General features: G+C 36.0%; 16 protein-coding genes, 3 pseudogenes and 1 riboswitch. Of the genes and pseudogenes, 13 read left to right on the top strand and 6 right to left on the bottom strand.

Going from position 1 to position 24,850, the window contains the following annotated elements:
* Positions 1 to 1,740: an ABC transporter ATP-binding protein gene (locus tag NST98_RS07595; RefSeq protein ID WP_340714812.1), complete on the top strand. Its 1,740-nt coding sequence runs from the start codon at positions 1 to 3 to the stop codon at positions 1,738 to 1,740.
* Positions 1,733 to 3,432 (top strand): annotated as a pseudogene (locus NST98_RS07590) (ABC transporter ATP-binding protein); the annotation flags it as partial. The gene NST98_RS07595 and the pseudogene NST98_RS07590, both read left to right, overlap by 8 nt.
* Positions 3,433 to 3,434: 2 nt before the next feature.
* On the opposite strand, the gene NST98_RS07585 reads toward NST98_RS07590, so the two are convergent.
* The gene (locus tag NST98_RS07585; RefSeq protein WP_096550514.1) at positions 3,435 to 4,796 is read right to left on the bottom strand and encodes an IS4 family transposase; all 1,362 of its coding nucleotides are present in this window, start codon (positions 4,794 to 4,796) and stop codon (positions 3,435 to 3,437) included.
* Positions 4,797 to 5,690: 894 nt separating this feature from the next.
* Between NST98_RS07585 and rarD the strand changes: the two genes are divergently transcribed.
* Positions 5,691 to 6,620 (top strand): EamA family transporter RarD, encoded by a 930-nt coding sequence (rarD, locus tag NST98_RS07580; RefSeq protein ID WP_340714810.1) that lies wholly within the window; start codon positions 5,691 to 5,693, stop codon positions 6,618 to 6,620.
* Between the two features lie 130 nt (positions 6,621 to 6,750).
* On the opposite strand, the gene ytaF is transcribed toward rarD, so the two are convergent.
* Complete coding sequence (gene ytaF / locus NST98_RS07575) at positions 6,751 to 7,386, bottom strand: sporulation membrane protein YtaF (RefSeq protein ID WP_340715697.1); 636 nt, start codon at positions 7,384 to 7,386, stop codon at positions 6,751 to 6,753.
* 215 nt (positions 7,387 to 7,601) lie between these two features.
* Positions 7,602 to 7,796: riboswitch (cobalamin riboswitch) on the top strand.
* Positions 7,797 to 7,990: 194 nt separating this feature from the next.
* Here ytaF and NST98_RS07570 point away from each other — a divergent pair.
* The 3 genes from NST98_RS07570 to NST98_RS07560 all read left to right on the top strand — a co-directional run bounded on the left by NST98_RS07570 (position 7,991) and on the right by NST98_RS07560 (position 11,030).
* Complete coding sequence (locus tag NST98_RS07570) at positions 7,991 to 9,316, top strand: MATE family efflux transporter (protein ID WP_340714809.1); 1,326 nt, start codon at positions 7,991 to 7,993, stop codon at positions 9,314 to 9,316.
* Positions 9,317 to 9,475: 159 nt separating this feature from the next.
* A complete protein-coding gene (locus NST98_RS07565) occupies positions 9,476 to 10,750 on the top strand; it encodes an ISL3 family transposase (RefSeq protein ID WP_340714808.1) in 1,275 nt (424 codons plus the stop codon).
* A gap of 154 nt (positions 10,751 to 10,904) precedes the next feature.
* Positions 10,905 to 11,030, top strand: coding sequence for a hypothetical protein (locus NST98_RS07560; protein WP_340714807.1), 126 nt, complete (start codon positions 10,905 to 10,907; stop codon positions 11,028 to 11,030).
* Positions 11,031 to 11,344: 314 nt separating this feature from the next.
* Here the strand turns inward: NST98_RS07560 and NST98_RS07555 are convergent, their stop codons facing one another.
* Together NST98_RS07555 and NST98_RS07550 are read right to left on the bottom strand one after the other, a co-directional pair.
* Positions 11,345 to 12,037: a response regulator gene (locus NST98_RS07555; protein WP_340714806.1), complete on the bottom strand. Its 693-nt coding sequence runs from the start codon at positions 12,035 to 12,037 to the stop codon at positions 11,345 to 11,347.
* Positions 12,038 to 12,058: 21 nt separating this feature from the next.
* Positions 12,059 to 13,636 (bottom strand): sensor histidine kinase, encoded by a 1,578-nt coding sequence (locus NST98_RS07550; protein ID WP_340714805.1) that lies wholly within the window; start codon positions 13,634 to 13,636, stop codon positions 12,059 to 12,061.
* A gap of 133 nt (positions 13,637 to 13,769) precedes the next feature.
* On the opposite strand from NST98_RS07550, the gene NST98_RS07545 reads away from it, so the two are divergent.
* The 4 genes from NST98_RS07545 (at position 13,770) to NST98_RS07530 (ending at position 17,736) form a co-directional block, all read left to right on the top strand.
* Positions 13,770 to 14,819, top strand: coding sequence for a DctP family TRAP transporter solute-binding subunit (locus tag NST98_RS07545; RefSeq protein WP_445684032.1), 1,050 nt, complete (start codon positions 13,770 to 13,772; stop codon positions 14,817 to 14,819).
* A 704-nt stretch (positions 14,820 to 15,523) separates the two neighbouring features.
* Positions 15,524 to 16,810, top strand: coding sequence for a dicarboxylate/amino acid:cation symporter (locus tag NST98_RS07540; RefSeq protein WP_340714803.1), 1,287 nt, complete (start codon positions 15,524 to 15,526; stop codon positions 16,808 to 16,810).
* Between the two features lie 488 nt (positions 16,811 to 17,298).
* Positions 17,299 to 17,448, top strand: a complete 150-nt coding sequence (locus NST98_RS07535) for a hypothetical protein (protein ID WP_340714173.1) — start codon at positions 17,299 to 17,301, stop codon at positions 17,446 to 17,448.
* Between the two features lie 120 nt (positions 17,449 to 17,568).
* Positions 17,569 to 17,736: a hypothetical protein gene (locus NST98_RS07530; RefSeq protein WP_340714802.1), complete on the top strand. Its 168-nt coding sequence runs from the start codon at positions 17,569 to 17,571 to the stop codon at positions 17,734 to 17,736.
* 4 nt (positions 17,737 to 17,740) lie between these two features.
* Here the strand turns inward: NST98_RS07530 and istB are convergent.
* Both istB and istA read right to left on the bottom strand, forming a co-directional pair.
* A pseudogene (gene istB, locus NST98_RS07525) lies at positions 17,741 to 18,492 on the bottom strand (IS21-like element helper ATPase IstB).
* Positions 18,492 to 20,036, bottom strand: a pseudogene (gene istA / locus NST98_RS07515) (IS21 family transposase). Before istA ends, istB begins: the two co-directional pseudogenes overlap by 1 nt.
* Before the next feature lie 72 nt (positions 20,037 to 20,108).
* Between istA and NST98_RS07510 the strand changes: the two are divergent.
* The 3 genes from NST98_RS07510 to NST98_RS07500 all read left to right on the top strand — a co-directional run bounded on the left by NST98_RS07510 (position 20,109) and on the right by NST98_RS07500 (position 24,515).
* Positions 20,109 to 20,393 (top strand): hypothetical protein, encoded by a 285-nt coding sequence (locus NST98_RS07510; protein ID WP_340714801.1) that lies wholly within the window; start codon positions 20,109 to 20,111, stop codon positions 20,391 to 20,393.
* A 152-nt stretch (positions 20,394 to 20,545) separates the two neighbouring features.
* Positions 20,546 to 21,907, top strand: a complete 1,362-nt coding sequence (locus NST98_RS07505; RefSeq protein WP_096550514.1) for an IS4 family transposase — start codon at positions 20,546 to 20,548, stop codon at positions 21,905 to 21,907.
* Between the two features lie 295 nt (positions 21,908 to 22,202).
* Entirely contained in the window at positions 22,203 to 24,515 is a 2,313-nt protein-coding gene (locus NST98_RS07500; protein ID WP_340714800.1) for a HelD family protein, read from the top strand.
* The last annotated feature ends 335 nt before the right edge of the window (positions 24,516 to 24,850 follow it).

The following is a 24,850-nucleotide window of genomic DNA, read 5'->3' as shown; positions in this document are numbered from 1 at the left end:
ATGGTAGCTGCATTAAAGCTTATAAAATATTTAAAACCATATAAACATTTTGCTATATTAGCTCCGCTATTGATGGTATTAGAGGTGGCGATGGATTTAATTCAGCCTACGATTATTCACAAAATTATCGATGAAGGAATCGCAAATAATGACACATCCTACATCATTATGATGTTTATTGCCATTTTGCTATGTGCTTTTATAGGATGGCTTACCGGGGCTGGTTGTGGCTATTATAGTTCGAAAGCTGCTGTAAATTTTGCAACAGATATAAGAGCAGATTTATATGAAACGATTACATACTTTTCTAATAGTAATAAAGATAAATTTACGTTAGGTAAGCTGATCACGAATTTAACGAATGACGTGGAAATGTTACAAAAAGCATTAATAATGCTTTTAAAAGTTTTTGTCCGTGGTCCTTTAATGTTTATTGGAGCAGTAATCGTTGTTTTCTTTACTGCAAGAGAGTTATTTCCGGTGTTATTTTTTGTAGTTCCAGTATTAATCATTAGTTTATATGTATTTATTAAATTATCGATAGTGTTGTTTCGAAAAGTACAAGAAGCGATGGACCAAATTAATACTCGGGTACAAGAAAACCTTGCAGGAATTCGTGTCATTAAAGCATTTAACCGAATGGCGTTTCAAGTAAAGCAATTTAAAGTAGTAAACGATCGCATAACGAAACGGAATATGACAGCAGATCAAGTTGTAGCTGCGTTAATGCCAATTACTCAGTTCGTTGTAAATATCGGAATTGTTTTAGCGCTAATGCTAGGGGTAGTGAAAGTTGAAGCAGGTACAATTGAAATTGGGGTAATCGTTGCATTTATCAACTATTTAATGATGATAATGAACGGTTTAATGAGCTCCAGCAACGTACTTATTCAAATTGCTCGTGCCATTCCAAGTGCGGAACGAGTTGTAGACGTATTAGAGGAAAGCCCGGATATTACCAATGTAAAAAATCCAGTTACTAAAGAAATTAAAGGCGATGTGAAATTTGAACACGTGAGTTTTTCTTATACGAAACTAGGAGAGCCAGTATTAAAAGATATTTCATTTGAAGTGAAAGCCGGTAGTACGGTCGGTATTATCGGGATGACAGGGAGTGGGAAATCGACTCTCATTAAGTTGCTTGCCCGTTTAATGGATGTAGATGAAGGAACGATTTACATTGACGGTATTCCAATCCAACAATACAACATTGAAACTTTACGAAATTCATTAGCCTTCGCTCTACAAAAGGCAACGTTATTCTCTACAACGATTGAAGAAAACTTGAAATATGGAAAAAATGATGCATCCAAAAAGGAGATACAAGAGGCGTTAATCGCATCAAATGCTTTTGAATTCGTTGAAAAATTAGATTATAAAGAACAACACGAACTAACACAAGGAGCAACGAATTTATCTGGAGGACAAAAACAACGTCTAGCGATGAGTCGTGCCCTCATTCGAAAGCCAAAAATATTAGTGTTAGATGATACAACGTCTGCAGTAGATAGTATTTCAGAAAAAATCATTCAAAATAATATGAAAGAAAATAATAGTGAAAGTACGAAATTTATCGTATCGTCAAAAATTTCTTCCATTCAACATGCGGACTTAATAATTGTGCTAGAAGACGGCCGCATTGTTGCGAAAGGAACTCATGATGAATTGTTGGAGACAAATATATATTACAAAGAAATTGTAGCAACTCAAGTGAATAATGGAGGTGCTATTCATGAATAGATTACAGGAGTCCATTTCCGGAAGAGGAGGCGGTCGTGGGCAAGGACCGACGGCAAAGCCGAAAAATCAAAAAGAAACATTAAAACGGATTTGGAGCTACTTAAAATTACAAAGATTGGGCATTGTTTCTGTAATATTGTTAGTGTTTATTACTTCTATTTTAAGCATTTTAGGACCTTTGCTTATTGGAATAATCATCGATGAATATATTTTACCCCTCGATATTGAAGGAACCATTCGGATGGGGATTTTACTTGCAGCAATATTTATAGTTTCTTCTATATTAACATGGTTGCAAACGTTTATAATGATCCGGGCAACGTTAAAAACAATTCAACATTTAAGGATGTTATTGTTTGAAAAAATACAATCATTGCCCATTCCTTTTTTCGATAAAAAGCAGCAAGGGGATTTAATGAGTCGTATGACAAACGACATCGATAATTTAAATTTTGCTCTTTCTCAAAGTGTCATTCAAATCGTTTCTTCTATTTTAACGATCGTTGGGACTGCTATTGCAATGGTGTATTTAAATTGGATGTTAGCGATAGTTACACTATGTGTCATCCCATTAATTTTTTGGACGACAAAACAAATCGTAAAGCGTAGTAGTGTGAATTACAGAAATCGACAACGGGATTTAGGAAACTTAAATGGATTTATAGAAGAAACTATTTCAAATTCAGAAATCGTTACTCTTTTTGGAAAGGAAAAGCAAACAATTCAACAATTTAAAGAAAGAAATGAGAAGTTGCGCTATTCTGCAATGCAATCGGAAATCGTTTCAGGTTTTCTACCTCCAACAAATAACTTTATAAATAATATTGGACAAGGCTTAATTGTTGGAGTTGGTGCTGTACTGGCAGTCAATTCCCTCGTAACAGTTGGTGTCATTGCTGCCTTTATAACATATGCAAGACAGTTTTTTAGGCCGATCAATCAACTATCGAACTTGATAAATACTTTTCAAGCGGCGATTGCAGGTGCTGAACGGGTATTTGAAGTTTTAGATGAGCGAATCGAAATTATGGATTCACCCTATTCCCTTCCAAGAAAATCACTAGAAGGGAAAGTGGAGTTTCGAAATGTATATTTCCATTACGAAAAGGATAAGCCGGTGTTACAAAATATTTCTTTCCAAGCCAATCCTGGTGAGATGATTGCCCTTGTAGGTCCAACTGGTTCTGGAAAAACTACGATTGTTCAATTACTCAGTAGGTTTTATGATGTATCGAGTGGCGAAATTTTAATAGATGGAGAAGAAATTCGTTCTTACCCAATGGAGCATTTGCGAGATTCCATCGGAGTTGTGCTGCAAGATACCTATTTATTTTCAGGGACAGTAAGAGAAAATATTCGATACGGAAAATTAGATGCAACCGATGAAGAAGTAGAAAGAGCAGCAAAAATTGCTTATGCCGACTCCTTTATTAAATATTTGCCGAATCAATATGAAACAAAATTGAATTCCGGCGGAAAAAATTTAAGTCAAGGGCAGAGGCAGCTTATTGCCATTGCTCGAGCAATATTGAAAGATCCAGATATTTTAATTTTAGATGAAGCCACTTCCAGTGTGGATACGATGACGGAAGTACATATTCAAAAAGGTTTAAATAACTTAATGAAGGGCCGTACTAGTTTCGTCATTGCCCATCGTTTAAAACAATTGAAAATGCTCATCAAATTTTAGTTACTCAACTTTCGCACACAGATATTGTCAGACATCTCTTGATGTAATTGGGTAAAGACGCAATCCATTCTTGTACTTTACTTTTAAATAATTCCATGTTCAAACAAACATTAGCTTCTGCTAATGTTTGGAAGATCGCTAATAATTGATTCAATGCACTCTCTAGATTCATATCTTTTACATCTTCACATAATAGAAAAAAGAGATTTCCAATCGTTTTAGGATCGTTGTTTTGTCTACGCTCCCACTCTAAGAGTATAAAGCGAGTAAACACAATCGTTGTATGACTAATCAACAGATCATACGAACGACCTTGAAATTCTTTTGCTAGGTTAAGCAATGATTTGGTACACTTGAAAAATGTTTCGATGTCCCAGCGCATCCCGTAAATACGCACAATTTCTTCATCTGAAAGTGTGGTATCTGTACTCAAAATGGCTAACCATTCACTCTTTTTATTGCGGTTACGCACGAATACAATCTTGACTTGTCGTCCTTTTGCAAGATGAACATGGATCGAACCGAGTAGGTCTTTCTTTTCCATGGTACGCTTTGCTTTTTTAAAGAGTTCATCCAGAGTATGGGCTTCACCATCTATGAAATAACGTTGTTTTAGCTGCTTGACCATACCAATGACAAATAAACCTTTATCCGTGATTTTTTCAATCAAAGGCTCATGCGTAAACCAAGTATCCATTAACACATAATCAGCTGTAATTCCTGCATTTAAGGCATGATCCAATAAAGCAGAGACAACGCTTGGCTTATCTTGTTGTGCTTCAAGACGACGCTTGTAGCCGGAAGTGCGTTTATCAATGGATTCATCGACCCCGTTAAGTTGATTTTCCTTTTTCGCTGAACTCAATAAAGCAAAGTCTACAGGTAGAAAAGAATATCCATCAGACCAACCAAGAGTAAGCAACTGAAACCCCTTATAGAATCGTTTCTCTGTATGATCAAATACTCGTGAAAGAAGTTCAACAGACTTGCTTCGGTTGCGTGAAAAGAGTGAATCATCAACAATAAACACCTTCACTCTGTTGTTTGATGTAAGCTTTTTTATACGTCCAGTAAGATCTTGACATAAGGAAAGTAAAAAAGTTCGCCAAGCATAAGTAGATGAATTTAGAAAACGGTAGATCGTATCTTTTTTAGGTAAGTCCACGGCTTTCTTACTTTGAAGTGCTTGAAACCAATTTTTATATTGGAAAACAAGCAAAAAAATAAGACGGAAAATAGATAAGCATGAATAACCAAATCCCTTAGTAATTCTCGCTTTTCTCAAATGTTTGCCTATATTTAATTCAGAAAATCTTCGTTCAAGTTCTTTTGGTAGTTGTGCAAAAGTATCTTTTTTCGTTATCATAATGGTGACACCTTCTTTGGTATTTGGTTTGTTCACCATAATTTTACCAAAAGATAGGTGTCTTTTTCTTTTAAAAAAATAAAATCAATAAAAAACAAGAGAAATAATGAAAGACGATATAAAACAGTCATATCAAGAGTTGCAATAAGATATTACTCTGCGAAAGTTGAGTAACTAACAAAAAGTGTTCACCGTAAATGAGAAAAAAATGTTCATTTGGGGTTGACGTTCACAAAAAAGTGATAAATTAATGTTACCTATTAACAATGAAGGGAATTTAGATTTAGATTTCATGGAAAATTACATGAAACAACAAGAATTAAAACAACTAGGAAAAATAAAAAGTTATTTAACCAAGTAAATAGTAGGAAATGACTCTTATTAATTATTTTTAAGCCACTCTAATGAATAAATTTATAGTATTCAACTAACATCTATCTTATTGGTTCAAATTGGTTCAAGTAATACCATCTTTAATACTTTTTCATACATTTTAATCCATATAACAACTCCCAAAACGTTGATATAAATGGATTCAGATGTATTCAATACACTTAGAATTTATCTGTATATTTCTCAAAACGTTAATATATACGTTTCGCGACTCTTTTCACTTCGGTGGAAAGGGTCTTTTTTATGCATGAAAATACCTCGTGACTACTTTTGATGCTCAACAAACTATTGGATTTTTCCGCAAACTCATCTTTAAAGAGTGTGGGAAAAATGTATGAATCCTTTTAATGGATTTCATTTATAATACTCAACAACATTACCAATTAAACTAATATATCTTATATAAGCAGCAGCTCCACTAGCATAACAAGAGTATGATATAATTACTTATCAATTTAGGAGTATTTAATATACTCGAAAATAAGAAACTGGTGAACAAGTATGGAACGTGAAAATACAATTGGGATTGCCTTTACAATCGGTGCTTATATCGTATGGGGGATACTACCTATATACTGGAAGTTTTTAGACGAAGTCCCGCCCCTTGAAATATTAGCCCATCGTGTACTTTGGTCGTTGATTTTCGTATTAATCATTGTGAGTATTTTAAAGAGAAAGCAATTAAAAAACTTCTTTCAAGTTGAAATGAGTGAGAAAAAGACATGGTTTGGACTGATTCTTGCTTCTCTATTTATTAGTATTAACTGGCTCACGTACATATTTGCTGTGAATTCAAATCACATAGTCGATGCAAGTTTAGGGTACTATATTAACCCCCTCGTCTCTGTTTTGTTAGGGGTTTTTGTATTGCGTGAAAAAATTAATAAATTGCAGGTAGTCTCGTTCGTATTGGCTGGAATCGGTGTGATTTATATGACAATATCTATTGGGAAGCTTCCGTGGATTGCACTCGTATTAGCACTATCTTTTGGTTTTTATGGACTGGCTAAAAAATTAATAAAAGTAGATTCGATGTTAGGCCTATTATTAGAAACTTTATTTGCGGTCCCCTTTGCGCTATTATTTTTAGCGTATTTAGGAGTTAATGATCAGCACAGTTTTTTAGTTGGGTCTGTGAAAAATGATTTATTTTTACTCGGATCCGGTATCGTTACAGCTTTGCCTCTTTTATGGTTTGGTATGGGGGCGCAAAAGATTCCACTTTATATGGTCGGGTTCATACAATATATTGCCCCAACCATTAGTTTAATTCTTGGCGTACTTATGTTTGGAGAGTCATTTACAATAGATCATGCCATCACTTTTGCATGTATCTGGCTAGCCATAGCTATTTTTACTTTCCCAACTATTCGTCAAATCATAAAAAAACGAAAAGAACCAACAGGAGATCCAAATGTAGGCGGCATTTAGAAAAGATTGTTGTGTATCCTTATTTCATTAATGAAGTTCAATACAAATACGATTCTTAGAACGAAATTAAACCCTTTCTCGAATGGTCAAGAAGGGGTTTTTTTATCTTATAAAATGTTTCGTATATTTCCTATAAAAAGCTCGCAAGCCCAAGCGATATCAATATAAATGGTGGTAAGAATGCCACTTGCTGAACCCACTTTTTTTGCGACAAAAACACCCCTAATTTAATACCAATGGAAACACACAATCCACTCATAATGGCAACGAATATGGCACATATAAGGGGTGGATAGCCGAGCATCGCAGCACCAAGTCCAGTACTAAAAGCATCTAATGATAGGGCCAAACCAAGTAAAAAGGCTTCTTTTTTTGAAATAACACCCGAGTTATCTAAATCCGCTTCTTGTGGTTCTTTTAAAATGGTAATAATGATCCCTAATTTTTGCAGATGAATTTTCCATTGTTTTTCTTGTGGAATACTTTTATTTATTGGAGCATTGTCAGGTGATCTCTTCTTAGAGCGGATGACATTCACTAAATTAAATAGCCCGATGGAAATTAATATGAATCCTCCAATTATTTTTGCAGTCTCAGGAGTTAAGTACGAACTTAATACATTTCCAATAGTCATGGATGCTAAAACCATGATTCCAGAACAAAACATGATGATGAATATTGCTATGAATGGAACGCGAATACGACTTAATCCATAAGAAATTCCGAGGCCAAAACTATCCAAACTTACAGCAACCGTTAATACGATTAATCCAATAAAAAAAGCAAGACTATTTTCTCCTCTAATTAGTGATTAAGCTTATTGTATGAATGTTTATGGGAGATGTGAGGAAGTTCTTGTATTACATTTTGTTCTCTTTTTTATCGTAAGATTAGGGGCCTGTAGAAATATTATTACTACCCTCATCGATTCCTAACAAAGATTGTAGACATTTGTGTTTTTTTGTATTATAATAAATGAAACTTAATATTGCTTATTTAGGTGTTATATGGATTAATTCCAATGATATAACTTAAAAGGGAAGTTTGGTGAAATTCCAACACGGTACCCGCCACTGTAATACAGAGCAACTTGCATGATGTCACTACTTTTAATAGTGGGAAGACGCAAAGAGCGATGATGTTAGTCAGGAGACCTGCCTATAATAAGAAAACACACAAAACCCACGGGATATGGAGAGGAGTGTTTACGGAAAGTATATCTGTTAATGAAACTTAAAATAATATATCTTTTGTGGGCATTTGAACCAATGTGGTTTAAATAGCCTTTTTTATTGCCTTTTTCTTAAAGCGATTTTCTTGAATTCCAAAAGCAGTTACAAATGACCAATATTATGTGTGTGGGGGGAACTATGAAATTTAAAGAATATCTACTGTTAGCCATCCCTTTTATGATTTCAACGGTTACCCAGCCACTACTTGGAGCAGTAGATACCGCTGTAGTTGGCAGACTTGAAAATGCATCATATCTTGGCGGAGTAGCAATTGGAACAGTCATTTTTAACACAATGTATTGGCTATTTGGATTTTTAAGAGTGAGTACATCCGGTTTTTCGGCACAATCGTTGGGAAGTCGAAAAGAAAAAGACCGATACGATGCTTTTATTCGCCCCTTCGCAATGGCACTTATTTTGAGTATTCTCTTTATTACATTTCAATCAGCCATAAAAAACATAGCACTCTTAATTTATCAACCCTCACCAGAAGTGGCCATTCATGCAACAACCTATTTTAATATATTAATTTGGGGAGCGCCCTTTGTGCTAATAGGTTATGTGAACTTAGGATGGCTCATGGGACGGAAACATGTTAAAGAGACTTTATTTTTACAAATATCTATGAATCTCATAAATATAATTTTAGATATTGTATTCGTCTTTGCCTTTGAAATGTCTATTGCAGGAGTGGCCTATGCAACGTTAATTGCTCAGGCGTATGGGTTTATTCTTGGAATCTATTTTGTATTGAATAAATTAAGTTTAACGAGAATATTCCAATTAAGAAACACACTATTAGATAAGGTAACCTTTAAAAAAATAATAGGGGTCAATGCGGACCTTTTTATTCGAACGGTTTGTCTTTTAGTCATGACCAATATGTTTATTGCAAAAGGCGCGGAATTTGGAACAGTAGTACTCGCGGCAAATGCTGTGCTTTTCCAAATCCACTATATCATTTGCTATTTGTATGACGGTTTAGCCAATGCCTCTAGTGTGTTTGCAGGGAAATATGCTGGAGAGAAAAATGACAAAGCCTTTAGTGAAATGCTATCTATATCGAATGTTTGTATCGTTGTACTGAGCATCATCATCTCATTGAATCTCATCTTTTTTAAGGAACCAATCCTATCTGCATTTACGGATATTGAAAGTGTGCTTGGGACGAGTCATGACTATTATGTCTGGCTTATAATACTACCTTTTGCCATCGGAATTGGACTTGTTTACTATGGAATATTTACTGGGTGTACATACACTGGACCGATAAGAAATTCAATGATTCTATCTCTAATTGTATTTCTAATAGCATATTATTTCTTTATCCCAAACTATGAAAATCATGGATTATGGTTAGCTTTTATCTTTTTTTGCCTCGGTCGAAGCGTATTTCTTATTCTCTATTTAAAACAGCTTATCAACAATATCTTTCTCAAGAGAACAGGGGAAAAATGGACGTGACAAGATGAAAATTTCTGTATTTAAAAGATTTGGCTCTATAATATTTGGTGTTGGTGAGTATAAACCAGCACCAATTTTTTTGAACAAAAAAATGAGACAGTGACAAAACTCTGGTAAAATGTAATCGCCAAAACACATTTTCCAAAGGAGTTGTGTCACATGTCTCACCATCATTCTATACGAAACCTACTCAATATAAAAGACAAAAATATCACATTTGATGAAAATTTTTGTTCTACCGAAACAATCAAAAAAGTAAAAGCGAAAGTCTTTCATGGGACGTTAACGTATCAACCAAAAGCTTGTTATGCTTGTGGACATGTCTTCGATGATCAAATCATTAAACACGGTTTTAAAACGTCTCTCATTAAAATGCCTAGCATTTCAGGTTTTCATACCTACTTAAAATTGCGTAAACAGCGTTATTTCTGTAAACATTGTCATTCCACGTTTACTTTAAAAACGAGCGTCGTGGCTAAAAACTGTTGTATTTCCAACAATACCAAAGTATCGATTGCTTTAAACGCCAAAGATAAAATATCCGAAAAAGATATTGCGATGAAACATAATGTTTCTCATGCCACTGTCAGTCGTGTCATTGACAGCTTTTATAGCTACTATCAACCAAATGTTCACTACCTTCCAAAGCATTTGTGTTTTGATGAGTTTAAATCAGTGAAATCCGCAGCTGGAGCGATGTCCTTTATTTTCTGCGACTCTGAAACGGGGGAGATTGTGGATATCGTGGAGGACCGGAGATTATCTGTCCTCAAAGAGTATTTCTTACGGTATTCCAAGAAGGCGAGAGATGCGGTAAAAACGATTGTCATCGATATGTATAGCCCTTATATTTCCTTAATCCAAGAAGTTTTCCCTAAAGCGGAAATCGTACTCGACAAATTCCATATCCTCCAACTATTTAGCAGAGCTTTAAACAAAACGCGCATCAACGTCATGAATCGGGATAAAAAGAATTACAATAAATTGAAAAAATACTGGAAGCTCCTTCTGAAAGATCAAACAAAACTTGATTATAAGAACTATACATATCATCGTTGCTTTAAAAAGCATATGTGTGAGGTGGAGATTCTCCACTATCTCATTGATTTAGATTCTGAATTAAAAGCGTCCTATGAGTTATACCAATACGTTCGACATTACATCAAAACCAAAGACTTTGAGCTCCTAAAGAAAACATTAGAGAATAAACAAAATATCGTTTCCAGCTATATGAAAACCGCCATCAAGACAATCAACAAATACATCAATTATGTCGAGAATACGCTAAAGTACGATTATAATAACGGCATTTTAGAGGGGATTCATAACAAAATCAAAGTGATTAAACGCATTTCTTTCGGTTATCGATCCTTCTATCACTTTAGAAACCGAATATTCATTACCCAAAACTTAGCGAAAATAAAAACAGCTTAGGGGAACCTCGAATTTCCCCTAAGCCATCCGATTACATATTACCAAATAATGTCACTAAAATTTATTCACCAACACCATTTGACAAAGAACCGAAATATTTTGCCGATTTAAAACGTCGACGCTTACTTAAAAAAATCACGTGTCTTTGTTTAGCATGGGGCATTTTGTAACGGATCATTACAAGGCAGTTATTCCACTAAAAAAGTGGGGTAAAAAATTTAAAAGCAAAGTTGAAAATGGTAATGGCGAAGGAACAGATAAAGAGCGGACAATAGGTTGAAGGAAAGCAAGGGAGGAGGGGTAAAAGTTGAAAATTCAACGCATTGAAAGGCAAAGTCGGCGGAAAATTCTGAACCTGTTTCTAGAATAATCGTTGTTATTGAGAACTCATAATGTGGGTTCGAAAGCCTTTCTGTGTCCCGATTGAAAAAGCAAAATGTCCGATAAGAGAAAATTGACACCATTAGTATTCAACGTGCAATGACTGTTCCCCTGATAAAGCCAACATAGCATTTATTTGTCCTAGCAATATAAAAATGAGAAAAGTGGTCCAGCTCAATGGTTTTTTCGTTTGTTTTTCACCTCTAGCCAAGATTAATCAGAATGAAACATATATCGATTGACAGGTCTTCCGATGCTGCCATACTGAACATGGATTGAGACTTTTTTGATTTTCGCCAGGTAGTCTAAATATCTTCGTGCAGTAACGCGTGCAATACCGATTCCTTCCGCAACTTCTTCAGTGGAAATCGGTTCTTTTTGATTTTGGAGGAAACGGATGATCTTATCAAGTGTTACTTGGTTCAACCCTTTAGGCAGGTCTGGATCCTCTGGCTTGTTCTTGAATTTATTGTTTAACAACATAGTGTCTACATCTTTTTGCGTTAATTTTTCTTTTTCCTTCAGCTGGCTATGATAAAGCAAATAGTTTTTTAACGATTGTTGGAGCCGTTCAAATTTAAACGGTTTCATAATGTAGTCAAAAGCGCCGTTTTGCAGGACACGGCGAACAGTTTCCATATCTCTCGCAGCGGTAATCGCAATGACATCTACAGAATGACCCTCTGACCGGATTTGCTTAAGCGTTTCTAATCCATCCTGATTAGGCATGTAAATATCTATAATAACTAGTTCAGGTTTCAATTCCCGAACAAGCTCTATGCCTTCTTTTCCGTTCCCTGCGATTCCAATCACAGTAAAGCCGTCGACTTTTTGGATAAATTGTTTATTCACCTCTTGAACCATGGGATCATCTTCAATCAACAATACGCTAATTTTTTTGTTCAAATTTTTTGCCCCCTTTGTTTTTTACATATCAAATGTGATGATAAATGTAGTTCCCATACCTTTTTGCGACTCAACCTGAATGTGACCGTTTGCTCGGTCAACAATTTGTTTGACCAGATATAAGCCTATTCCATGATTTTGCTTGTTTTTTGTGGAAAAACCCTTTTCAAAAATGTTCGGTAATACAGAATCGTCTATGCCTGGACCGTTATCTTCAACTAATATCGTGCAAATTTCTTTATTTTGATCGATGCTGACGAATATTTCTTTGTCAGGATCAGTCGACTCTTGAAAGGCATCAAAAGCATTTTCAATTAAATTCCCAATGATGATCACCAGGTCGTTATGATCGATATTTTTTGGAAATCGCTCCAAATGGCTGTTTCTGTCAATGACTACTTTAATTCCGAGCTCTTTGCCCCGGCTGATTTTGCTGAGTAAAAGGCCCGATATGCTTTCATCTTTAATATGTTCAGTTAAAAAGTTTGTCAGCTCTTCTTGCTCTTCCGTTATTTTGAATACATATTCTAACGCTTTTTCTTTATGTCCAAGCTGAATGAGACCTGCTATCGTGTGCAATTTGTTCATATGTTCATGATTTTGAACACGAAGCGCGTGGACAAAAGCTTTCACTCCGGTTAATTCTTCCGCAAGCTTTTTGATTTCAGTTCGATCCTGGAAAATGGCGACAGCTCCGACCGTTTCGTTATTCACTCTGATCGGGATGCGATTGCTTAAAATGCTTAGATTCCTTACCTGCAATTCTTTGTTATAAATAGGACGGTCAATTACTAATATTTCCGGGAGTCGGGTGTCGGAAATAACGTCGCGAATCGGCTTTCCGATCACATCTCCTTCAATGCCCATCATTTGTTTGGCACGGTCATTAAAAATAGTTATACGTTCATTTTTATCAATGGCAATGACTCCTTCGTGCATAGCATTAAATGTTTCAGTTCGTTCAACTAGCATTTTAGCTATTTCAAAAGGCTCCAAGTGAAACATCTGCTTTTTTATATGTCTTGCCAGGAGCCAGGCCCCCAAACCGCCTAATAGTAAGACAAGAAAAGAAATCGAAAAAATTTGCGATTTTAAATTTGCAAGCAGCTCATATAAGCTTGGAAGCTTATAGGCTGCGATGACGACTCCAACTTGTTTATGTTCTTTATTCATGACAGGTACAAAGGCGCGGATAACAGTGCCGATTTCTCCATTTGCTTTTGACGTATATGTGTGTTCGGCAAAGGCAGGACCCTCATCTTCTCCTTCCGATTTTGTTCCGATTAACGATTTGACCGGATGGGAAAGGCGGGTACGATCCATATCGAGCACAACAATATATTCTGTTCCGTTAATGATTTGAAGACGTTCAATCATCGAAGGAATCAGCTGGCGATCTTTCATGCTTCCATTGAGCCCGTTTCTGACTTCAGGCAGCGCCGCAACCGTCCTCGCAGCTAATATAGATTGCTGTTTAAGCTCTTCTTCTTTTTGGTTTAAATATTCGTTTACAATAAATAATCCTCCGAAAAAAAGCGATAAAAAGACAATAATAAAAATTAAACCTGTTATTTTCCATATGATTGGTAATCGCTTCATAAGGCAACCTCTTTTAGCTAAACGTTCATACTTGCTTTATTTTATCACAGATTTACTTTCCTTTACTTTAGAGAAAGAGCATGCTTGGTATAATTTATGTTAAAATGATCAAAAACAAATGGTGTGATGAATCATGAAGAAAAAAATCGTGAGGTATTTGGCTATAGTATGTGCCGGGTTAGCCTTTGCGTTATTTTCCTATAATATCATTATACAATCTCAAAATGATCCACCGGTTTACGATGATGAGCAAGAGGGGCTAAAAGAGCAAATTAAAATCTATTTCAGCCATGTAGTGGCGGAGGATACGCCAAAAGGCTTGGCTGCACAAAGGTTTGCAGATTTGGTCGATGAAAAGACGAAGGGCCGAGTAAAAGTGATTGTGTTTCCAAACGGTTCATTATATTCAGATAAAGATGAAATAGAAGCTTTAAGAAAAGGCAAAGTGCAAATGATCGCTCCTTCCTATTCAAACGTGGCAGAATTGGTTCCGGAATGGGAAGTGTTAGATTTACCGTTTATTTTTCAAAACGATGATAATGTTGAAAGGGTTTTAACAGGAAAAATTGGCGAAGAGCTGCTCAGTATGTTAGAACCGAAAGGATTTAAAGGACTGGCTTTTTGGGGAAATGGATTCAAACAAATGGTAAATAGTCAAATGTTTATGAAGAATCCGGATGATTTCAAAGACCAAAGATTTCGGATCATGCCTAATAAAGTCATAAAAAAACAATTTAACATGTTAGGAGCGGAACCGATTGCCCTCTCATTTGATCAAGTTTATGAATCATTAGAAGAGGAAGCATTTGACGGACAAGAAAACACAATTTCGAATATTTATTCAAAAAGATTTTATCAATTTCATCCGTATGTAACAATTAGCAATCACGGTTATTTAGGATATGTCGTAATGGTCAATGAAACATTTTGGAATCAGCTACCTAAAGACGTTCAAAAACAAATTATGGAAGCAATAGAAGAAACGACAGCTTGGAATATGAAGCAATCGAAACAGCAAAATATAAGACAGCTTGAAGAAATGAGGCAAAATCCAAATATACATATTCATACGTTAACGGAAAAAGAGCGAAAGAAATGGCAGGAACGATTTGTGCCGCTTTACCAAGAATATGAAGCGAAATATGGAAAGCTATTAAAAGAAATAAGAAATGCAGCAAGCTGAACTAGCCATCGTTTCAGCAAAAATGGACTGTCCGCGAGGCGGCAGTCTTTTTTTATGGAATTTGAGAGAAAAAATTTGTTCAGTGAGGTGTTATATTCGCCGCTCTCATCCATTTTTACGCATGATACACCTCATGAAATAGCCCAATGAGGATTAGGTGGTTAAGATAAAGTACATGCACATCACAGCGGCTGCACTTTCTTTACAGGAATGGCTGAAATAAAACCTTTCAGCTTATCGGCAGTAACTATTTGAAACGAATGAATGATTCTAAGAAACTAGATCTCATGGTTTATCGCCCGTTGTGTTTTGATTTTTTTGGGGTTACCAATGGACAATCGGTTATGAAAATGGTCATCGTTGGAGTTACGACTGAAGCATGAGAGTCGTTGGGCAGTAGTTAACCAGCTCTGTTAAGGAAGGAGAGCAAGCCGTTTACGTTTCTTTGGAGTGTCAAGCTCGTTAGACTTTAAGTGGGAGTAGTTGAAAAGCAAAAATGAATCTATTAAGAGTTTCCGCTTTTGTTTCCCAGAATGACTAGGGAGGTGCTGATTTTTTCTCATTTTTGGCCATTCAAATTAATTTTGAGACCAAAAAGAACAAAAAGATTAATAAAACCATAATATTAAAACTTTTTGAACATTCTATTAACATAAATGTACGGACGTTTGAAAACGTTATCAAAGGGGAAAGGAGAGAGATAGATGCGAATAAACTTTAAAAACCTGACTGTACAAGTTATTATCGGTATCATTTTAGGGATTACAGTTGGATTTTTATTCCCTGAGTTCGGGGCGAAATTAAAGATTTTGGCAGATATTTTTATTAAACTAGTGAAAATGGTGATTGCACCAATTGTATTTTTCACCGTTGTCATCGGCATCGGATCGATGGGTGATCTGAAAAAAGTAGGCAGGATCGGCGGGAAAGCTCTGATCTATTTTGAAATTGTTACGACGATTGCTCTTGCTATCGGGATCTTTGTCGTAAACATTATGAAGCCAGGTGAGGGCTTTAACACCGATAGTGTGCAAGGAAGCGATATTTCTCAATATACGAAACAAGCAGAGGAAACAAGTCACGGTGCTTTAGACTTTATCATGAGCATTGTGCCAGAAAATGCAGTGGGAGCGCTTGCGAACGGAGAACTCTTGCCGATTTTATTCTTCGCAGTCCTTTTCGGATTAGCAGCGGCAAGACTAGGGGAAAAAGCAAAACCTGTTATCAATTTGTTTGAACAATTGACAAATATCTTTTTTGGCATCGTAAATATGGTTATGAAAATTTCACCGATTGCGGCTTTTGGTGCAATGGCCTATACAATCGGAAATTTCGGTCTGGGATCGCTTGTGTCTTTAGGAAAATTAATGGCCTCTGTCTACATGACGATGTTCTTATTTATCGTGATCGTGTTGGGACTGATCACAAAATTTTACGGGTTCAGCATTCTAAAATTTATCGCATATATAAAGGAAGAAATATTGCTTGTGTTAGGAACTTCCTCCTCTGAATCCGCATTGCCAAAATTGATGGAAAAGCTTGAGAAGTACGGATGTTCTAAGTCTGTTGTTGGTCTTGTTGTTCCGACTGGGTATTCTTTTAACCTAGATGGAACGTCGATTTATTTGTCAATGGCGGCTATCTTTATTGCACAGGCATATGGGATCGATTTAACCATTTGGCAAGAACTGACACTACTTGGAATTTTAATGCTGACTTCCAAGGGCGCTGCAGGTGTGACTGGTTCCGGATTTATTACATTAGCCGCTACTTTGGCTGCATTTCCAATGGTTCCGGTTGAAGGAATTGCTCTTCTCATCGGTGTTGACCGATTTATGTCAGAAGCCCGTGCGATTACGAATTTAATTGGAAACGGTGTCGCAGCAGTTGTTGTGTCAAAAATGGAAGGAGAGTTTCATCCGGAAAAAGCTTCTCAAGAAGAGCAGGTTTCCAGTCAGGCGGCTGGCACTGTATATGCTAACGAACAGTGATCCGAAAATTTGATAACAAATCAAAAAGAAAAGGATGTTGAAAGAATTCGGCATCCTTTTCTGTTTGTGCGCCCGGCATGTACATGAACTATAGGGTGTAAGTCCCGAACCCCGAAGACAGAAGTAGAGGTTAGCCAAGAGCAAGGGTGTCCGTGGTGACGCGGAATCTGAAGGAAGCTGGAGGCAAAACACCGGTCCGAGGAACACGAACCTCATATAAGGCTAGGTATGATTGAGTGAGTTTGCGAAACAAAACAAAGCTCTTTCTGTCGAAGGTCATATCGAGTAAATGAGGCGGATAGATGGTGTGAAAGTGCATGTACTTACCCGGGGAGGTCTGGCGGATAGGTGAAGTACGCTTCATAACCTACTTAGTGATAAGTAGCTGAACCGTCAGAAGTCAGCAGAGGTCATAGTATTAGTTGGTCTAGAACAACTGAGAAGGACCGAACAATTAAGAGAGAATAGCCCTTGGCATTCAGTGAGTCATGATGAACACAGAAAACGTAGTACCTCACTTGAGGAAGGAAGCGGTGAATCCCGTGGAAGACCTCTTGGAGGGTGGAGTGACCACTGGCATAAAGAGAACAGCTATTCACGGAAGTTATATAAAGACTTGCGTCAATCATCTTAATTGAACCGCCGTATACGGAACCGTACGTACGGTGGTGTGAGAGGACGGGAGTTAATCGCTCCCTCCTACTCGATTGATATTGAAGGTTTCTCTTCAGCGAGCTCTGTATAAAAAATGAAAAAAGGTGAAAAAATTTCAAGAACTGTTTAATATAAATAATGGGGAAATTATTGCAGAAAGGGAGTGGAACAAGGTGGTGCAGTCTCCAATTTTTTTAAAGCCTGTTTTTAAAGATCGAATTTGGGGTGTATTTCGCAAGTTAAATTTGAGCCAATTGTTAATTAAAATGTGAGCCACTAAAAGTTGCTCTGTTCCATCCATTCTTTCGTTTCTAAAATTCGGTAAGATCCACCAATCATGTTAATGATGTGCGCACGATGCGTGAGTCGATCGGTTAACGCTGAGGTTAAAACTGGATCATGGAAGACCTCTTCCCAACGTTCAAATGTGAGGTTACTTGTAATAATCGTTGCTGCTCGACCGGCACGTAACGATAAGTGCGTAAACAGAAGCTCTGCTCCTTCTTTATCGAACGAAATGTAGCCAAGTTCGTCAATGATGACTAGATCATACTTTTCAAATTTCAATTCAAACGAGCGTAACGTTCTTGCAGAACGGCTTTCCTTTAATTGATTCACAAGTGAGGCTACACTCGTGAAATACACTTTATAGCCTGCTAAACAGGCCTCGATTCCTAATCCAATCGCAAGATGGGTTTTACCAGTACCAGGTGAGCCAATTAATAACACATTCTGCTTGTCCTGAATAAACTTTAGCTCTTTCAAATGAGGAAGGCGGACCGCCGCATTTTGCGGCAGTGCCTCTACATCTAATTCTTCTAACAGTTTTTTCTCTGGAAAATTGGCTAATCGAATTCGGTTAGCTTTTGCTCGTACGTAACGATCCTTCATTTCTTGTTTAAAGCGAAATAAAGAAACTCAGCTGGCGATGTATATTGTTCAACTAAGACTTCCTGTTCAAGTAAAGAACGAATACTTGGTAAACGTAATTCTTTGCACATATCAATCATTTCTTTTTGCTTGTCCATTAATGAACCACTCCTGTTCCTTTAGAATGAAATAACGCTGCTAATGAAGAGAGATTATCTAAGGATTGGCTGGCGACATCATCTTGGCCAGTTAGAACAGTACGTACTTCCGCTGATTGTTCTGCTAAGAAAATGATTTTTTCAGTTGTTAGTTGAACCAAAGGGTTCTTTTCTAGTTCAGTAATGACTTCTAATACTCTTGCTAGGCAATCTCGTTCTTTGGTATAAACAAGCAGCTCTAGAAAATCTTTTTCATTTCCGATATAATAACGTTGGTAGATATTTTTTATTTGTTTTGGTGCTTGGCTCAAACATTCACTTTGGGCTAAGGCACCTTTTTTCTTTTGCAGCGTGTTTAAATAGTGGTAAATATTCATCACCCAGACATGCACTTGCCAGCTTCGTTTATGCTTTGCGATACATTCACCTTCACTAAACAGAAGCACTTCCTCAGCACGAGCTTTTAACTTAATATATTCTCCTACATGCCCCTCAGGTACAGAATATCGGTTGTGCCGATAGGTAACAGTACTATATTTGTCCACACGTAGTTCTACTAATTCTGCCGGATCGAATGGTGCAGCTGTTAAGCTACCAGCACGTTCAGCTTTTTCTTCCAACATCAATTCATGATGTGTTTTCTCCTTCAAATAATGAGGACGTTGATTTAATTTTTCGATGATCGAAACTAAATATTCCTGTGCCTCTTCTAAAGAAGTAAACGTATCACGGTGCGCAAATGCTTTCCGGCGTATATATTCTACACTTCGCTCTACGTGGCCTTTTTCATTGCCTTTACGAGGCTGACAAAGTCGAATCTAAAAATGATAATGCAAAGATAAACTTTTCATACCGTCGGTAATAAAGCGGTCGTAACCAATAAAGTTTTTGACGACGGTACGCATATTGTCGTATGTAAAAACATTCGGTACGAAGCCCAAGTCTTCAATACATTTTACGTGTGCATCCTGTACACAAACCATTGTTTCCGATTCATAGAGTCGGGCATAACGATCATTGCTATAGGCTAACGTAAATACAGCCATTGAAAGACTTCTTAGCTTACCGTCAATGAATAATTTTACTTCTCCCCAATCAAACTCAATTTCACGACCAGCTGTTGGCTCTTGACGAATGAAGACTTCTTTTTCCTTTTTTTCCTCACGATTCACGAAGTTGCGAACCGTAGTGTAGCCAATTTTAAAACCTTCGTCTAAAAGTTTTTCATGTATATCAATAATCTTTAATTGTTGCTTATGCATATTCACTTCACGCTTATTTTTGTTCTGTTTCATCATTTCGCGAATACGTTTCATAACTGTATTTGTTAAAGCTCTCTTTTTTCCATTACGCTTTTTATATGCTGGAGGCGTAACGTAATTATCTGTGATTGGTAAATTCCTTGTGTCTTGTTGTCTAGCTACTAGATCTTGCTCAATGTATTTTTTTACGGTATTACGAGACATTTTGAGCTTTTCTGCAATTTGACGTTGGCTCATATTGTGCTGATAGTACTCAATCAGTACTAATTGCTTTTTCTCCAAACTAATCACCTCTATATCCTCCTAACTATTTACAGTTAGGACTATTTTGATATAAAGTGGCTCTCATTTCAATTGCGTTGGCGGCTCATTTTTAGCTTAACAAAAACATACAAACAAATTATAAGTGATTTATTATCCTTATTTAAAGAAAATTTACTTTATTTGAATGAGTTAAAATATATTAATCGCTTTATTGTCAGTACAGCAAAGAAAAAAATAGTTGAAAAAGAAATGTTAACACAAATGTTAATCGAATATCTGAAATTATGTGTGAAAGATAATAAATTTATCGAATTTGATAGAGTAGGTTTTTACAATAATTTGATTAATATTATTAACTCAACTTTCGCAGAGTAATATCTTATTGCAACTCTTGATATGACTGTTTTATATCGTCTTTCATTATTTCTCTTGTTTTTTATTGATTTTATTTTTTTAAAAGAAAAAGACACCTATCTTTTGGTAAAATTATGGTGAACAAACCAAATACCAAAGAAGGTGTCACCATTATGATAACGAAAAAAGATACTTTTGCACAACTACCAAAAGAACTTGAACGAAGATTTTCTGAATTAAATATAGGCAAACATTTGAGAAAAGCGAGAATTACTAAGGGATTTGGTTATTCATGCTTATCTATTTTCCGTCTTATTTTTTTGCTTGTTTTCCAATATAAAAATTGGTTTCAAGCACTTCAAAGTAAGAAAGCCGTGGACTTACCTAAAAAAGATACGATCTACCGTTTTCTAAATTCATCTACTTATGCTTGGCGAACTTTTTTACTTTCCTTATGTCAAGATCTTACTGGACGTATAAAAAAGCTTACATCAAACAACAGAGTGAAGGTGTTTATTGTTGATGATTCACTCTTTTCACGCAACCGAAGCAAGTCTGTTGAACTTCTTTCACGAGTATTTGATCATACAGAGAAACGATTCTATAAGGGGTTTCAGTTGCTTACTCTTGGTTGGTCTGATGGATATTCTTTTCTACCTGTAGACTTTGCTTTATTGAGTTCAGCGAAAAAGGAAAATCAACTTAACGGGGTCGATGAATCCATTGATAAACGCACTTCCGGCTACAAGCGTCGTCTTGAAGCACAACAAGATAAGCCAAGCGTTGTCTCTGCTTTATTGGATCATGCCTTAAATGCAGGAATTACAGCTGATTATGTGTTAATGGATACTTGGTTTACGCATGAGCCTTTGATTGAAAAAATCACGGATAAAGGTTTATTTGTCATTGGTATGGTCAAGCAGCTAAAACAACGTTATTTCATAGATGGTGAAGCCCATACTCTGGATGAACTCTTTAAAAAAGCAAAGCGTACCATGGAAAAGAAAGACCTACTCGGTTCGATCCATGTTCATCTTGCAAAAGGACGACAAGTCAAGATTGTATTCGTGCGTAACCGCAATAAAAAGAGTGAATGGTTAGCCATTTTGAGTACAGATACCACACTTTCAGATGAAGAAATTGTGCGTATTTACGGGATGCGCTGGGACATCGAAACATTTTTCAAGTGTACCAAATCATTGCTTAACCTAGCAAAAGAATTTCAAGGTCGTTCGTATGATCTGTTGATTAGTCATACAACGATTGTGTTTACTCGCTTTATACTCTTAGAGTGGGAGCGTAGACAAAACAACGATCCTAAAACGATTGGAAATCTCTTTTTTCTATTATGTGAAGATGTAAAAGATATGAATCTAGAGAGTGCATTGAATCAATTATTAGCGATCTTCCAAACATTAGCAGAAGCTAATGTTTGTTTGAACATGGAATTATTTAAAAGTAAAGTACAAGAATGGATTGCGTCTTTACCCAATTACATCAAGAGATGTCTGACAATATCTGTGTGCGAAAGTTGAGTTATTAAAAATGAATTTGATAAGTAAGCGTAAAATAACGCCCACGAAAAAACACGTGGGCGTTATTTTACGCTTACTTATATACGTTTGGGATTATAATACGAATTTAATCATGATCTATACTCTTCACTGTTTGTTGCTATCTTTCTTCTTCTGTATCTCATTAATTTTTAACAAGTCTTAACTTCTATTAAAAATTATGTAAAATAATGTTTATAATGGTCGGAAATTTACAACTTATTAAATTTATTTCAGAATAATTCATTACTATCAATGGTTTCGGGGGAATATTTCCATGGATAAAAAAGAATTACAACTAGAGCAAAAAAAACTAGATGAGACCATTCAACGGATAGAAGATCAAACATATTACATATGGGAGCTCCTTGAAAGAAAGAATACGTTATTGAAAGAGAAAGCGAGTTTAACAGGCGATGAAATAGCATATCGAAGAGGTATTAAGGATCAAGAATTATTAAAAAAGGCGAAAGAAGAACCTTACTTTGGACGTTTTGATATTGTTTCGGAAGAAGAAGGGGAAGAAACCTTTTATATTGGAAAGCAAGGGGTAAGAGATAAGGATGAAAACTTAATTGTCGTGGATTGGCGAATGCCGATTGCCTCTGTTTATTATAACTTTACCCCTGGACAACCTACGCAAGTATATACTGTAGAGGATGAAAAGACGAGGCGAAAAACAAAAATAACTGTAGACGTTGTAAGAAAAAGAGAGTTTACAATTAAAAATAAGAAAATAAAAAAGATTGTTCAACAAGTTGCTGAACCGAATAGTAGTCTGAATGTGACATTTACAGAAACAGGTGAAGAGCTGACAATCACTGACGATTTTTTAAGAGAGATATTAGAGCAAAGTGAGACAACAGGATATCTTAAGGAAATTATCGCTACGATTCAAAAAGAACAAGATAAGGCGATTAGACAACCGATTGATCGTAATGTGATTATTCAAGGGGTTGCAGGTTCGGGGAAGTCTTCCATAGCACTGCATCGTCTGTCATTTTTGTTGTTCAACAATAAACATATCAAACCTGAAAATGTGTTAATTTTAGGACCATCCAAATTATTTATTAGTTCCTTTAAAGGATTGCTTCCAGAATTAAACTTGGAAGGAATTCAACAAATGACTTTTCAACAGTTAGCTTTAACTATTTTAGAGACTATTTTAAAAGATAAAGTCGATTTATCATACAATTGGTATTTTGAAAATGTTTTATTTACTAGAGATTCAGATGATGAACGGAAAAGGATAGAATTTAAAGGTTCTGAATCATTGGCTCTTTTATTAGATATTTTTGTTGAAGAAATGAAGGACCAATATGAAAATCGTATTCAACCGATAACGATTTTTGATGAGCGTTTAGATAAAGAAACATTAAAGAAAATATTTGATGGATACAACTATTTACCTTTTGGAAAAAAAGTAGAGCGCTTTCTACAACATATAGAAAATCATTTCAAAAATGTAATGGAAAATAAAATCGACGAAATTACAAAACAATACGATTTTATCGTACACACGTTCTTGAAAAATGGCGGTTTAACACAAAACGAATACAATCAGTTAACTGAGCAAATAAAATCGATATATCAATATAAAGTTCGTCAGCTACAAAAGCAATTTAAAGAAACATTTTCTCTTTGGAAAGAGAAAATGATACTGCCAGATCCAGTGTCAATCTATAAACAAGTGCTAACTTATGAAGTGTTGGATGCGTTTCAACATGAAGTTGGTTCAGATATTCCTCATTTATTTAAAAACTATATATTGGAGGAAATAACATACTTCGATTTACCTCCACTGTTGTACATTTATTTGTTGCTGTATGATAGACCGATTCAATATGCCCATATTGTTGTTGATGAAGCGCAAGATTTTAGCTATTTACATTTTGCCGTTCTTAATAAAATCACGAAAACGATGACAATACTTGGGGATAAAGATCAGTCTATTTATCTAAGGTACGGTCAATATGATTGGGACGAATTAATGGATTCTCTTTTTGCACGAGATCGGGATACAATTTTAACATTAGAAACTAGCTATCGTTCTACCAAGCAAATTATTGAAGTGGCTAATACAGTATTAGCCAATCAGTACGGTACGTCACATCAACCGATAACACCGATAAATAGAAATGGGGCCGCTGTTCAGTTTGTTGAAGTCAAGTCAGGACAAGACTTGCTTGACAATATTGTCTCAACAATCAAAGAATGGAAGAAACGATACAAAAGAATTGCCATTATTCATAAAGATGAACAGAAGGCGATGAGGTTGGCCCAATACTTAAAACAAGAGTATAAAAGTGATGTTGTGTATATTAGTCCAGATCAAGAGGTTGCTAAGCAATCCATCTCAGTCCTTACGTCTTACTATAGTAAAGGAATGGAGTTTGATGCAGTAATATTAGTCAATGTAAATGAAGAAAGTTTTCCAAAGGATGATTTACATGCTAGATTACTATATGTTTTAGTTACTCGTGCTCAGCAGGAATTAAGAGTGTTTTATCAAAATACTCCTTCTCCGTTGTTAGAAGGGCTAATTCATTCGGCACCAAAGGTAGTATCGAAATTTGATGATATTTTATAAATATGAATGATTTATATGAAAAGCAGAAAATGATTGTAAGAATTTTTCCCTCTATTTAGAAACTCTAAACAGAAGCTTTTTGCGCTTCTGTTTTTTTCGTGCGCCCGGCATGTACATGAACTATAGGGTGTAAGTCCCGAACCCCGAAGACAGAAGTAGAGGTTAGCCAAGAGCAAGGGTGTCCGTGGTGACGCGGAATCTGAAGGAAGCTGGAGGCAAAACACCGGTCCGAGGAACACGAACCTCATATAAGGCTAGGTATGATTGAGTGAGTTTGCGAAACAAAACAAAGCTCTTTCTGTCGAAGGTCATATCGAGTAAATGAGGCGGATAGA

This window comes from Ureibacillus sp. FSL W8-0352 (genome assembly GCF_038004345.1).
Taxonomy (GTDB): Bacteria; Bacillota; Bacilli; order Bacillales_A; family Planococcaceae; genus Ureibacillus; species Ureibacillus thermosphaericus.
Note: the sequence above shows the minus strand (reverse complement) of the source record. Positions and strands in the feature narration are given on the sequence as shown.